General features: G+C 73.6%; 12 protein-coding genes. 3 read left to right on the top strand and 9 right to left on the bottom strand.

Annotation, left to right across the window (positions count from 1 at the left end; genetic code table 11):
- Nucleotides 1-74 precede the first annotated feature (74 nt).
- The 6 genes from SNR22_RS03275 to SNR22_RS03300 all read right to left on the bottom strand — a co-directional run bounded on the left by SNR22_RS03275 (nucleotide 75) and on the right by SNR22_RS03300 (nucleotide 6332).
- Complete coding sequence (locus SNR22_RS03275) at nucleotides 75-1085, bottom strand: TAXI family TRAP transporter solute-binding subunit (protein ID WP_320064908.1); 1011 nt, start codon at nucleotides 1083-1085, stop codon at nucleotides 75-77.
- Nucleotides 1082-3370, bottom strand: coding sequence for a TRAP transporter permease (locus tag SNR22_RS03280; RefSeq protein ID WP_413775578.1), 2289 nt, complete (start codon nucleotides 3368-3370; stop codon nucleotides 1082-1084). The genes SNR22_RS03275 and SNR22_RS03280 overlap by 4 nt, the downstream gene beginning before the upstream one ends.
- A gap of 354 nt (nucleotides 3371-3724) precedes the next feature.
- Complete coding sequence (locus tag SNR22_RS03285; RefSeq protein WP_320064909.1) at nucleotides 3725-4285, bottom strand: NAD(P)H-dependent oxidoreductase; 561 nt, start codon at nucleotides 4283-4285, stop codon at nucleotides 3725-3727.
- A gap of 118 nt (nucleotides 4286-4403) precedes the next feature.
- A complete protein-coding gene (locus tag SNR22_RS03290) occupies nucleotides 4404-5360 on the bottom strand; it encodes an ROK family protein (protein WP_320064910.1) in 957 nt (318 codons plus the stop codon).
- Nucleotides 5361-5365: 5 nt separating this feature from the next.
- Nucleotides 5366-5719, bottom strand: a complete 354-nt coding sequence (locus tag SNR22_RS03295) for a DoxX family protein (RefSeq protein WP_320064911.1) — start codon at nucleotides 5717-5719, stop codon at nucleotides 5366-5368.
- 181 nt (nucleotides 5720-5900) lie between these two features.
- Nucleotides 5901-6332 (bottom strand): type II 3-dehydroquinate dehydratase, encoded by a 432-nt coding sequence (locus SNR22_RS03300; protein ID WP_320064912.1) that lies wholly within the window; start codon nucleotides 6330-6332, stop codon nucleotides 5901-5903.
- Nucleotides 6333-6684: 352 nt separating this feature from the next.
- On the opposite strand from SNR22_RS03300, the gene SNR22_RS03305 reads away from it, so the two are divergent.
- The 3 genes from SNR22_RS03305 to SNR22_RS03315 are packed head-to-tail and all read left to right on the top strand — an operon-like array spanning nucleotide 6685 to nucleotide 9714.
- Complete coding sequence (locus SNR22_RS03305) at nucleotides 6685-7848, top strand: DegT/DnrJ/EryC1/StrS family aminotransferase (RefSeq protein ID WP_320064913.1); 1164 nt, start codon at nucleotides 6685-6687, stop codon at nucleotides 7846-7848.
- Nucleotides 7845-8978 carry a Gfo/Idh/MocA family oxidoreductase gene (locus SNR22_RS03310; protein ID WP_320064914.1) on the top strand — a complete coding sequence of 378 codons (1134 nt, stop codon included), beginning with the start codon at nucleotides 7845-7847 and terminating at the stop codon, nucleotides 8976-8978. The genes SNR22_RS03305 and SNR22_RS03310 overlap by 4 nt, the downstream gene beginning before the upstream one ends.
- Nucleotides 8979-9015: 37 nt before the next feature.
- The gene (locus tag SNR22_RS03315; RefSeq protein WP_320064915.1) at nucleotides 9016-9714 is read left to right on the top strand and encodes an HAD-IA family hydrolase; all 699 of its coding nucleotides are present in this window, start codon (nucleotides 9016-9018) and stop codon (nucleotides 9712-9714) included.
- 252 nt (nucleotides 9715-9966) lie between these two features.
- Here SNR22_RS03315 and SNR22_RS03320 read toward each other — a convergent pair whose 3' ends face one another.
- From SNR22_RS03320 to SNR22_RS03330, 3 genes are read right to left on the bottom strand one after another with little or no spacing between them, the layout of a single operon-like run.
- Nucleotides 9967-10527: an SMI1/KNR4 family protein gene (locus SNR22_RS03320; protein ID WP_320064916.1), complete on the bottom strand. Its 561-nt coding sequence runs from the start codon at nucleotides 10525-10527 to the stop codon at nucleotides 9967-9969.
- Nucleotides 10528-10581: 54 nt separating this feature from the next.
- Nucleotides 10582-11637 (bottom strand): 3-dehydroquinate synthase family protein, encoded by a 1056-nt coding sequence (locus SNR22_RS03325; RefSeq protein WP_320064917.1) that lies wholly within the window; start codon nucleotides 11635-11637, stop codon nucleotides 10582-10584.
- Nucleotides 11618-12460 (bottom strand): hypothetical protein, encoded by an 843-nt coding sequence (locus tag SNR22_RS03330; RefSeq protein ID WP_320064918.1) that lies wholly within the window; start codon nucleotides 12458-12460, stop codon nucleotides 11618-11620. The genes SNR22_RS03325 and SNR22_RS03330 overlap by 20 nt, the downstream gene beginning before the upstream one ends.
- Between the last annotated feature and the right edge of the window lie 142 nt (nucleotides 12461-12602).

Consider the following 12602-nt stretch of genomic DNA (forward strand, 5'->3'; position numbering starts at 1 on the left):
GGTGGTGGTGCGGTGGGGGTGGATTGGGTGCGCATCGCCGGGCCCGGTGCGGTGGCCGGGCCCGGCGACGGGGGTTAGCTCGCGCCGAGAGCGGTCAGCGCGTTGGTGGCGCCCCGGTGCAGTGGCACCGGGGCGGTGCGACGGGCGGTGTCCAGGCTGATGCCGGCGGCGGCCGGGCTGGCCTGGGCAAGTGCGTCCTTCTTGTCGAACAGAACCTTAGTCACCGCACAGGCGACGTTCGCGTCCAGGTTCTTGCGGACCAGCAGAACGTTCGGCACCACGACCGTCGGGGTGTCGGTCGCCGTCTTGTAGGTGTCCTTGCTGATAGTCCCCGGCTGGTACGCCGGATTCAGCTCCGCCAGCTTCGGCTGCAACGGGCTGATATCGATGAACTTCACCTTGTCTCCGGAGGTGGTGAAGAGGTCGGTGAGCCCGCCCGTCGGCAGCCCGCCGGACCAGAACAGCCCGTCGATGCTGCCGTCCTTGATCCCGTCCACGGTCTTGGTGAGGTCCAGCCGCTGCGCCTGGACATCCTTGGCGGGATCGAGGCCGGCGGCGGTGAGCAGCCGATTGGCGATCACCTCCGTGCCGGACTTGGGCGAGCCGGTCGAGATCCGCTTGCCCGCCATGTCGGCGACCGAGTTGATCCCGGCGTCGGCCCGCACCACGACCTGCGTGTAGTTGTCGTAGATCCGGGCCAGCGCCTCGACCGGCTGCGGGGCGGTGAAGCTGCCCTTGCCCTGCGCGGCGTTGACGGCGGTGTCGAAGAGCGAGAACGCGACGTCGTAGTTGCCGGCGACGAGCTGTTCGATGTTCTGCACCGACGCGCCGGTCTCGGCGGCCGTGCCGGTCAGCTTGCCTCCGGTGGCCCCGGAGAGTTGGTTGGCCAGGGCGTTGCCGACGACGTAGTACACGCCGGTGGCGTTGCCGGTGGCGATGCCGATCCGGGTGTCCTTGTCGACGGTGCAGGTTATCTCGCTGGCCGTGTCGTCCTTGGCGGCGCCGTCCTGCTTGCCGCCGCAGCCGGTCGCGACGAGTGCGAGCGTACTCGCGACGGCCGCGAGTCGTGCGCTGGTGCGCCTCACGTGGGTTCCTCCTTCAGTTGAGCCGGTCTCCCGGCCCGCGGTTCGCCGGATTGGGTGGCGATTTTGCGTCGGAACAGACAACCCGCCACGGTGGCGGCGGCAAGCGCGGCGCCGATCGCGACGGGGACAGGTTCGAGCCAGAGCAGCGTCAGCCCGGCCAGCGCGCCGAGGACCCGCTCGGGCGCGCCGGCCGGGCCGACCCCGGGCAGCCAGCCGCCCGCGGCGACGGCGAGGACCGCGACGCCGAGCGCGGACGCGGCGGTGGCGAAGGCGATCCGGGCCGGACCGCCGGTGGCGAGCAGCCCCAGCCCGTTCGGGGTGATCACGAACGCGATCGGCGCGAGGTACGCCGGTAGCGCGTACCGCAGGGTCTGCCACATGGTGGGGACCAGCCGGCCGCCGGTGACCGCGGCGGCGGCGACCGCGGCGAGCGCGGTCGGCGGCGACACCTCCGACAGCACGGCGAAGTAGAAGACGAACATCGCGGCGGCGGGTGCGGCCACCCCGAGGTCGAGCAACGCCGGCCCGATGATCACCCAGCCGATGACGAACGAGGCGGTGACCGGGACGGCCAGGCCCAGCAGGGTCAGCGCGACGGCGGCGAGCACGGCGGTGAGCAGGATGACCACCGTCGGGTCGGTGCTGACCGCCTTGGCGCCGCCGACCAGCAGCGCGGCGGCCTGTGGCCCGAGGCCGGTCTTGGTGGTGGTGGCGGTGATGATCCCGGCCGCCGCGCAGACCGCGGCCACGGCGAGCACCCCGCGTACCCCCGCGACTCCGGCGGCGACCAGCCGGGCCGGGGTGAGCCGGTGCGCGCGGTCCAGGAAGGACAGCGCCACCGCGAGCAGGGTCGCGAAGACCACCGCGCGGGTGGCCGAGAGCCCCACCGCCAGGCAGCCGATGATGACGAAGAGCGAGGCGAAGTGGTACCCGGACCGGGCCAGTAGCCGCCACGGGGAGATCGCCTGGATGCTGACCGGCCGGGCCCGGAACCGCCGGGCGTCGATCTCGACGGAAAGCAGGATGCCCAGGTAGTACAGGACCGTCGGGATGGTCGCCCAGACCAGCACCCGCAGGTACGACACGCCCAGGTACTCGGCGATGATGAACGCGGCGGCCCCGAGCGTCGGCGGGGAGAGGATCGCGCCGACGCCCGCTGCGGCGAGCATCCCGCCGGCCCGCTCGGCCGGGTACCCGGCGCGGCGCAGGATCGGCCAGGTCACCGCGCCGATGCTGACCGTGGTGGCCGCCCCGGAGCCGGAGACCGTGCCGAGCAGGAACCCCGACGCCACGGCGGTGCGCCCGGCCGCGGTGCGGGAGCGGCGGAATGCGGCGGCGGACAACTCGACGAAGAACCGGCCCGCGCCCGAGAGGTCCAGCACCGCGCCGTAGATGGTGAACAGCACGATGTACGAGGCGGCGACGTCCAGTGGGGTGCCGTAGAAACCGCTGTCGGAGTTGTAGAACGCGTCGACGAGCTGGGTGAAGTCCAGCCCGGCGTGGGCCACCGGCCAGGACTGGGGGAACAGCCCGCCGTAGTAGCCGTAGCCGAGGAAGACCAGGCAGACCACGGGCAGCACCCAGCCGGTCGCCCGCCGGCACGCCTCCAGCAGCAGTACCAGCAGTAGCGTGCCCAGCACCACGTCGACCGGGGAGAGCAGGCCCTGTCGGTCGAGGAACGCGTTGTATCCGCCGCTGCCTCCGCTGGCCACCGGCAGCGGTAGCACCGGGTAGAGGCAGACCATCAGGGCAAGCGCGGCGAGTGCCCAGTCCAGCCCGCTGGGCTGCCCGGCCGGCGTCACCCGGGGCTCGTCGGGGCCCGCCGCCGGCGAGCCCGGGGTCGGGTCCGCCGCCGGCCGGCGCAGGGCTCGCGGGGGGCGCAGCCCGGCGGGGTACGCCAGGAAGACCAGCGGCAGCACCCCCGCGAGAAAGATGATCAGGTAGAACTTGCTGCCCTGTGACAGCGGTCGGAAGACCTGCCAGAGGCTGAGCAGCGCGACGGCCAGCGAGGCGGCGCCGAGCAGCACGCCGACCGGCCCGGTGAGTTGCCGGCCGGGCTGGTCCTCCTCGAACTGGGCGGCCAGTTCCTGGGCCTCGCGGGTGGCCCGGGCCACCCCGTCGCCGCTGATCCGGTGGGTGACCTCCTCGTCGGGAGGCGGCGTGTCGACTGTTGGTGGATGGGGGGCGAGCCGCTCCACCGTGGCGCCGGCGAGGCGGGCCGGGCCGCCGGACGGCTCGGGGCCGCTCGGCGTGGACCCGTCGGATGATCGGTCAGACGATGACACGAAGCGGCACGCTACGCCTATTCGGCATCGATAGGAATATTGTCGACGACGTTTACGTAAGCGTGATGCAAAAGAGGTCACGCGGTCCTCATCAGCGCCCTTTTACAACGTTTACTCTTTGCTAAACCTTAAATGAGTTGCCTAATTGGTCTGTTGAATGCGCGGCGGTTCGGTGTAGCGTCTTGGCCGGTCCGGCGCGGCGTCCTGGCCGGCGCGGCATCGTGGTCGGCCCGGCGCGGGGGAAGCGCACCTTGCCCGGTCCGGCCGCGGTGCTACCCGGCGGGCCGCGTCAACGATTTCCGGACCACAAGATTTGCGAGAAAGACTCGGAAACCGGCGGTCGCTGCGGGGCGGTCAGCGCCCACGCAGGCCGCGCAGCGCTCCGCCCCACGCGACGACCTGGTCGAGCATCCCGCCGACGGCCGTGGCCTGCGCCGGACCGGGCCGGAAGTGCTGGAAACCGACGAAGTCGGTGACCAGGGAGAGCGACACCTGGGAGCGGACGTCGGCGATCTCCACCTGGGCCAGGACCAGCCGCAGGTGCTCGGCGGCCGAAGCGCCCCCGTGCACGCCGTAACTGACCAGCCCGGCCGCCTTGTTCGTCCACTCCGGGTACAGGTGGTCGATGGCGTCCTTGAGCACCCCGGGCACCGAGTGGTTGTACTCCGGGGTGACGAAGACGTACGCGTCGAACGCCGCGATCCGGGCGGCCCACCGACGCACCTCCGGATCGGTCGACGGGGCCATCGACGGTGGCAGCGGCGAGTTCAGGCGGGGCAGGGCGTGGTCGGCGAGGTCCACCAGTTCGACGGTCACGTCGCCCCGCTGGGCGGCGATGTCCCGGACCCAACGGGCGACCGCCTCCGCCTTGCGGCCCGGCCGGGTGCTGCCGATGATGACACCGATGCTGATCATGTTGGTTCCTCTCGGGTAGCTGACCCTGGACGTGGCCCTGGACGGGCGGGGTCGGGCGTCGGTGGCGGTGCTGCCGGCCGGTGCGGCGGCGGGTCCGACCGAGCGGTCGGTGCGCCGGTCAGCACAGGTTCCGGGCCAGTGCCACGGCACCGTGCAGCGAGGAGAGCCCACCCAGGGCGGCGGCCCGGACGGCCGGCACCGGTCGACCCGGCCGCGCCAGCCGGGCCACCTCCCGCTCGACCAGCCCGACGAAGCCGGGCAGCCCGGCGGCGAACCCGCCGCCCAGCACCGCCACCGACGGGTCGACCAGCTCGCCGAGGCTCACCACGGCCGCCGCGAGGGCCGTACCGCTGGGGCGGACCGCGTCGTGAGCCCACGGCCGGTCCTGCTCCAGCCCGTCACGCAGCTCGGCGAACGTGACCTCGGCGCCCCGGAGCGCGCCGGCCCGACGCAGGGTGGCCGGGCCGGAGGCGATCGCCTGGAGACAACCGTGCCGGCCGCAGTCGCAGCGCGGCCCGTCGACGGCGACAATCAGGTGACCGACCTCGGGCGAGCCCCGCCCCGTCCCGGGCAGCGGCCGGCCGCCGAGCACCACGCCCCCGCCCACCCCGGTGCCGACACCGAGGTAGACGACGTCATCCGCGCCGACGTGCCGGGCCTCGGCGAGCGCCGCGAGGTCGCCGTCGTCGGCCCAGGCGGTCCGACTGCCCGGGAAGATCCGGCGCAGCGTCTCGTCGAGCCGCAGCCCGGCCCAGCTCGGCCGGCCCGGCCACACGGTCACCCGCCCCGTCGGGTCGGTGGTGCCCGGCATCGCCACCGCGACGGCGGCGAACCGCAGCCCGGACGTCGCGCGCAGCGCGCCGACCGCGCCGGCCAGCGCCGCCACGTCGGCCTCGACGCCGCCGCCGGGCCAGGTCAGGATCCGCTCGTACGCGCCCGGGCTCGTGCCCCGCTCCGCCGTGGCCGCGCCGGCAGGCGTCGCCGGGGCGTCGCCGTCGACCTCCTCCGCGCGCAGCGCGACCTTGGTGCCGCCGATGTCGACCCCGAGGACACCGACGCCGCTTTGCCCGGGCACCGCGGTCAGCCCCTGAGCACGTGCAGCACCGCGACCGCGGCGGCGGCCACCCCGAACAGCAGGGGCATCAGCGCCACCGAGAGCGGGTCCCGGGCACGCAGGTGGTAGACCACCGCGCCGATCATCTGGAGGACGAGGCCCACCGCCGCCGCGATCCCGGCCGGCGACCAGTAGAGCCCGACGACCAGGCCGACGACCGCCGCCAGCTCCAGCGCCCCGACGACCTTGGTGAGGCCGGCCGAGACGCCGATGTGGTCCATCTGCTCGCACATCCGTCGCTGGCCGACGAGCTTGAGCACGCCGGTGGCCGAGAACACGACGGCCAGGATGACGGTGAGGGTGATGAGGGGGGTTAGCACGTGACTTCCTTCGGGGGAGGCAGTCCGCTCCGGCCCCGTCGGCCGGGCGGGCGGTCGGGCGGTCGGTCGGTCGGGCCGGGCTCGCGGCCCAGGGGTGGTCGGACCCGGCGGCCGTTCGTCGTGGGGCGACACGCCGGGCCACCGGCGGTGATTATCCCGGACGGTTCGGGCCGGCGTCGCCCTACTCGACCTTGGCGACCAGAGCGCGGGCGGCCAGCCGGTAACCCAGCGAGCCCAGCCCGACGATGATCCCGCTGGCCAGCGGGGCGAGCACCGAGTCGTGCCGGAAGCTCTCCCGGGCCCACACATTGGACAGATGGACCTCCATCCACGGGCGAGGATAGTTGGCCAACGCGTCGCGCAGGCTCCAGCCCGCCATCATCAGGGCACCCGGGTTCACGATCGCTCCCACCGTGTCGTAGTGCTCCTGCACCGCGCGGACCAGCGCGCCCTCGCAGTCGTGCTGCACCGCGACCACCCGCCAGCCCCGCACCGCGACCTCCTCGCCGACCGCCCGTTCGATGTCGGCGAGCGTGTCGGTGCCGTAGATCTCCGGCTCGCGGCGACCGAGGATGCCCAGGTTCGGACCGTTCAACAGGAGCACGTCGGACATAGCTCACCTCGCGGGGAACGACCCTGGACGGCCACCTCGGGCGGGCGGCCAGGCCGGGCCGGCGACAGATTCCCCGCAGTCTTACTACGCCGTCGCCAGCGACCGCATGGACTGTCGTCGGCACGCCATCGAACTAAGGGGTGGGTAGGGGCCGTTAGGGGAGGTGAGCCTCCTGCCGGGTCGGTTAGCGTCCACCGCGAGCCGATGACGCTGTCCGCTCCGACGGCGGCGTCCCCGCCTCGACCGGCCGACCGACACGGGCCTGCCGTCGAGCGCGGGTCCGCGGGATGCGCGCAGCCGCCGCGCGCCGGCCGGGAACCGCTGGTCGTCCTGGGATGGGAAGTGGGAAGTCATGAGTGGTCAGCCGTCGACGGTGCCGGAGTTCCCCGAGTGGCCGCAGTTCGGTGACGAGGAACGAGCCGGCCTGATCCGCGCCCTCGAACAGGGCCAGTGGTGGCGAATGGGCGGGAGCGAGGTCGACACCTTCGAGGCGGAGTTCGGCGCGTACCACGGCACGCCGCACGCGCTCGCCGTCACCAACGGCACCCACGCCCTTGAGGTCGCCCTGGAGGTGCTTGGCGTCGGTCCCGGCACCGAGGTGATCGTCCCCGCCTTCACCTTCATCTCGTCGTCGCTCGCCGCGCAGCGCCTCGGCGCGGTCGCGGTGCCGGTCGACGTCGACCTCGACACCTACTGCGTCGACCCGGCCGCCGTCGCCGCCGCGATCACCGACCGCACGAAGGTCGTCATGCCGGTGCACATGGCCGGCCAGTTCGCCGACATGGACGCCCTCGACAAGGTCGCCGCCGACGCCGGGGTGGCGCTGCTCCAGGACGCCGCGCACGCCCACGGTGCGCAGTGGCAGGGAAAGCGGGCCGGGGCGCTCGACTCGGTCGCCGCGTTCAGCTTCCAGAACGGCAAGCTGATGACCGCCGGCGAGGGCGGCGCCGTGCTCTTCCCCGATGAGGAGACCCGCGAGCGGGCGTTCCTCCTGCACAGCTGCGGCCGGCCCCGCACCGACCGGGACTACCTGCACCGCACCACCGGCTCGAACTACCGGATGAGCGAGTTCACCGCCGCCGTGCTGCGCGCCCAGCTCGCCCGGCTGGACGGTCAGATCGCCGTACGCGAGCAGCGCTGGCCGCTGCTGGCCGGCCTGCTGGCCGAGATCCCCGGCGTGGTGCCGCAGACCTGCGACCCGCGCACTGACCGCAACCCGCACTACATGGCCATGTTCCGCGTCCCCGGGATCACCATCGAGCGCCGCCGCGCCGTGGTCGACGCGCTCATCGCCCGGGGTATCCCGGCGTTCGTGGCGTTCCGGGCGATCTACCGGTGCGAGGGCTTCTGGAAGGCCGGTGCCCCCGACGAGACCGTCGAGGCGCTCGCCGCCCGCTGCCCCAACGTCGAGCAGATCCACTCCGACTGCGTCTGGCTGCACCACCGCACCCTGCTCGGCACCGAGCAGCAGATGCACGACATCGCCGCTGTGCTGGCCGACATCCTCGCCGAATGACCGCGCTGCCCCCGGCCGCCGAGCCCGACCGCCCGGTCCGGGTCGCGGTGGCCGGCCTCGGCTGGGCCGGGCGGGAGATCTGGCTGCCCCGGCTCGCCGCACACCCGGCCTTCGAGGTCACCGCACTGGTCGACCCGCAGCCGGCCGCCCGGGACGCCGCCCGCGACACCCACGGCGTCCCGTTCGCGTACGCCGACGTCGATGACCTGCCCGTCGGCGCGGTCGACCTGGTGGTGGTGGCCGTCCCCAACCACCTGCACGCCACCGTCGCCGCCCGGCTGCTGCGCCGGGGCGTACCGGTGTTCCTCGAGAAGCCCGTCTGCCTCACCTCCGCCGAGGCCGACCTGCTCGCCGACGCCGAACGCGCCGGCGGCGCGGTGCTGCTGGCCGGCAGCGCCGCCCGGTGGCGGGCCGACGTCCGGACACTCGCCGACGCAGCCGGTGAACTCGGCCCGATCCGGCACGTCGACGTGGCCTGGGTCCGCGCCCGGGGGGTGCCCGACGCGGGCGGCTGGTTCACCCGCTGGGACCTCTCCGGCGGCGGCGCGCTCGTCGACCTCGGCTGGCACCTGCTCGACACGGTGCTGCCGATACTCGGCCCGGCCACGGTCACCCACGTCATCGGCAGCGTCTCCGACGACTTCGTCAACGACAGCGCCGCCCACGCCGCCTGGCGCAGTGACGCCGGGCCCGGCGGCCGGGCCCGCGGGGACGTCGAGGACACCGCCCGCGGGTTCCTGCTCACCGCCGACGGGGCGTCGATCGCCCTGCACGCCTGCTGGGCGTCCCACGAGGCCCTCGACCGGACCACGATCACCGTGCAGGGCGCCGCGGGGTCGGCCACCCTACGTTGCACGTTCGGGTTCAGCCCGAACCGGGAGCCCACCCCGGTGCTCACCCGCACCCGCGACGGGGAGACCGTCCGGCTGCCGTTGCCCGCCGAGCCGATCGGCGGCGAGTACGACCGCCAACTCGACGCCCTGCCCGGACTGCTCGCCGCGCCGGTCAGCCGGGGCGCGGCCGTCGCCGAGGCACACCGCACCATCGACATCATCGAACGGATCTACCGCTGCGCCCGGCCCACCCGGCCGGAGCGGGAGCACGCGCTGGCGGGCCAACGCGACCGGTGAGAACCACCGGCGACCTCACTCGCACCGGGGAGCAGCCATGAGCCAACCACCATCCAACGTGGACGCGACCCTCCCGGCCGTGGCGGGGCGGGGCCCGATCCGCGCGGTCGTGTTCGACCTCGACGGCGTCGTGGTCGACAGCTCCGCCGTCATGCGCGAGGCCTTCAGCATCGCGTACGCCGAAGTGGTGGGCGACGGTCCGGCGCCGTTCGAGGAGTACAACCGGCACATGGGCCGGTATTTCCCGGACATCATGCGGCTGATGGGGCTGCCGCTGGAGATGGAGGAGCCGTTCGTCCGGGAGAGCTATCGGATGGCCCACCTGGTGCCGCTGTTCCCGGGTGTCCGGGAGACCCTGGAGGAGTTGCACACCCGCGGCATCCGGATGGCGATCGCCACCGGCAAGAGCGGCCCCCGGGCCCGCTCGCTGCTCGACACCCTCGGCGTGCTGGGCCTGTTCGACCAGGTGATCGGTTCCGACGAGGTGGCCCGACCGAAGCCCGCCCCGGACATCGTGCTTCAGGCGCTCGGCCACCTCGACGTCGCGCCGGCGCAGGCCATGATGGTCGGCGACGCGGTCATCGACCTGCTCAGCGGCCGGGACGCCGGTGCCACCACGGTCGCCACCACCTGGCACGGCGGAGACGTCGCGGCCCTGCTCGCCGCCGGCCCGGACGTGGTCGCGCACGCGCCGGGCGACCTGCTGGCGTACTGCCCGGCGGCCCTCGTCCCCTGACCCGCCGCCGCGCCCGAGGGGCAACCGCGCCCCTACCGGTTCGGTCAACCACCCACCCGTTGCCGATGACCGACCGTGGTGTGCCCGCGCGGCCGTCCACCCAGGGTGCGACCCGGTGCGCGACCGGCAGCAGGGCCCACCCCCGCCCCCACCCGAGTCGCGGTGATCATGGAGTTAGCGTCACGACACGCCGGCAGCGATGGCGCTCACTCCATGATCCCCGGGGGCGGGGCGGGGATTGGTCGGCTTCACTCAGTTGGCTGCGCGGCTTCTGGCGTCCGGCCATAGCGGGATGTCGTCGAGGTCTTCGCCGTTTTCGGCCTTGATCCACCAGCCGGTGTCCTGCACGTAGTGCTCGAACCATGCCGCCAGGCTGGGTGAGTCGATCCACCAGGCGGCATCGGGATCACCCGGGTTGGGTTCGAAGAGGAGCACGGTTCCCTGGTCGCTTCGGCAGTCGACGCACGCGTACATGCCGCAACCCCACGTCAAGATCGGAAGTACGCCTTCCGGCCAGGCCCACTCGGTGCCCGCGTGAGTGGCTCGGGCCTCAAGGTAGTGATCGACGGCCTGCTCGGATGTTGGTCCGTCCGTCAGACTGAACAGCTGGTAGTCCGGCCCGAAACCACCGTTCGCGAAGCCCCCGTAGATTGCCGCCAGCAAGGGGTGCAGCGTGAATCCGAGTCGCTCTTCGGCGGTGCTGATCCCGCTCTGAGGCAGTGCGTCGGGCAGGCCATCGGAGTGCGGTGTCATCGGCTCATCCGCTTCAGCCCTCGCGGCGATGCGTGCCAGGAGGCGGGTGTAGTCGGTCATGAGGAGCCATCCTGCCCTCAACGGTTCAGTCCTCCGGGCCAAGGTGCCCTTCCCTTACATCCCGGCGAGGGCGCTGCGGACAGCGGGTTCCGGGACGTCGGCGACCAGCTCGGGCCCCGTCGGGCCGTCCAGGACGAAGGACAGCCCGGCGGTGGCCTTCTTGTCCCGCCGCATCAGGGCGATCAGCTCGTCGTGGTCGAGGCCGGCGGGCAGGGCGGTGTCGAGGCCGTACCCGGCCACCACCTCGTGGTGCTCGGCCACCCGGCCCGCCGGGATCCGACCGAGGGCGCCGGCCAGCCGGCCCGCGAAGACCGTGCCGACGCCGACCGCCTCGCCGTGCCGCAGCGCGAAGTCGGTGGCCCGCTCCAGCGCGTGCCCCAGGGTGTGGCCGTAGTTGAGGATGTGCCGCAGCCCCGAGTCGCGCTCGTCGGCGGCCACCACCCGCGCCTTCAGCGCCACGCAGGCGGCGATCTGCTCCGCCACCGGCCGGTCCCGCAGCTCGCCCGCGCCGATGAAGTGCGCCCGGGCGATCTCCCCGTAGCCGTTGCGCCGCTCCCGCTCCGGCAGCGTCGTCAGGTGCTCGGTGTCGCAGAGCACCGCCCGTGGCTGCCAGTAGACCCCGACCAGGTTCTTGCCCTCCGGCAGGTTCACCGCCGTCTTTCCGCCGACGCTGGCGTCCACCTGCGCCAGCAGGGAGGTCGGCAGGTGGATCACCGAGATCCCCCGGTGGTAGAGCCCGGCGGCCAGCCCGACCACGTCCGTGGTGGTGCCGCCGCCGCAGGAGACCACCGCGTCGGCCCGGGTCAGCCCGAAATCGGCGAACGCCCGGCAGAGCTGCTCGACCGTGGCCAGGTTCTTGTCGTGCTCGCCGTCGCGGGCCGGCACCACCCGGTGCGGCACGCCCGGGTCCGGCGTCCACCGCGCCGGCCGGGCCGAGACCACCACGACCCGCCGCGCGCCGATCCGCGCCACCTCCGCCGCCAGCCGGTGGCGTACCCCGGGGCCGATCAGCACCGGGTACGCGCGCTCGCCGAGCGGTACCTCGATCCGGACCGGCTCGGCGGCGTCGGCGGCGATCCGGTCGGGACTGTCACTGCGGGTCGGCTGCATACGGCTGCTGTCTCCTCTGCGATACGGGAACCGGCGCGGTGGCGCCCGGGCGGGCCCGAACCATGGTCAGCCGCAGCGCCAGCGCGGCCAGCGCGTCGACGTCCGGACTGATGCCCCACCGCTCGTGGGTGAGCTGGGCGTGGTGCGCCAGCAGGAAGCCGCGCGGTGTCGCCCCGGTCGGCTGGTCCCGGCCGGCGACGTCCGCCACCCGGGTCAGGTACCGCCGCCAGGCTGCGGCGATCTCAGCGGTCAGCGGCAGGTCGCCGGCTGTCAGGACGATCTTCTCCGCCCCGGCGTCCGCCCGCGCGGCCAGATCCCGCCGCCGGGCCCCGGTCAGCAGCCGGCTGCGGTCCTGCCAGTGCAGGAACAGGAAGGCCGGCTGGTCGGCCGCCGGCACCAGCCCGGTCAGGTGCCGCAGGTGCGCCACGGTCAGCGGCAGTTCGACCCCAGCCAGCCAGGGAACGCCCCCACCGAGCAGGGCCAGGGCCACGTCGCTGCCCGCCTGCGCGAGCGCGCCGCCCCGGGCGGCGTCGCGCACCACGTACGGGTCGATGTCCAGGGCGGACCGGCGGTCCGCCACCGACAGCCGCCGCCGTACCTCGTCGAGCCCGGCGCGGGTCGCGTGGAAGCCGAGGCGCAGCCGCGACCCGGCCGGGCCGATGATCGGGTCGAAGAACCAGTCCGCCGGCGGGTCGGCCCGGCGGACGGCGGCGACCAGCCCGGCGACCACCGTTGCGAGCAACTCCGCCATCCGGGCGTCCGGGTGCCCGTCGGCCGGCACGGCCAGGTGGGCGAAGAACCACGAGCGTTCCAACGACGGCACCTCGACTGGCGGCGGGTGGGGGCACGGGCACGACGGTCTGCGGGGGTCGCTCCATCATCGGCCTGCGGCCCGTTCCGTTAACCGATCGGCGGTCGGAACTGGGGACGACTTAGGGGGTGACAGGGGTAGGTGACCGGCAGGG

This window comes from Micromonospora sp. RTGN7 (assembly GCF_033804645.1).
GTDB lineage: Bacteria > Actinomycetota > Actinomycetes > Mycobacteriales > Micromonosporaceae > Micromonospora.

Bases quoted from the DNA above. Each gene is read 5' to 3' on its own strand.
- SNR22_RS03285 (WP_320064909.1), bottom strand. From the start codon at position 4,285: ATGATCAGCATCGGTGTCATCATCGGCAGCACCCGGCCGGGCCGCAAG.
- SNR22_RS03315 (WP_320064915.1), top strand. From the start codon at position 9,016: ATGAGCCAACCACCATCCAACGTGGACGCGACCCTCCCGGCCGTGGCG.
- SNR22_RS03300 (WP_320064912.1), bottom strand. From the start codon at position 6,332: ATGTCCGACGTGCTCCTGTTGAACGGTCCGAACCTGGGCATCCTCGGT.
- SNR22_RS03325 (WP_320064917.1), bottom strand. From the start codon at position 11,637: ATGCAGCCGACCCGCAGTGACAGTCCCGACCGGATCGCCGCCGACGCC.
- SNR22_RS03320 (WP_320064916.1), bottom strand. From the start codon at position 10,527: ATGACCGACTACACCCGCCTCCTGGCACGCATCGCCGCGAGGGCTGAA.
- SNR22_RS03310 (WP_320064914.1), top strand. From the start codon at position 7,845: ATGACCGCGCTGCCCCCGGCCGCCGAGCCCGACCGCCCGGTCCGGGTC.
- SNR22_RS03305 (WP_320064913.1), top strand. From the start codon at position 6,685: ATGAGTGGTCAGCCGTCGACGGTGCCGGAGTTCCCCGAGTGGCCGCAG.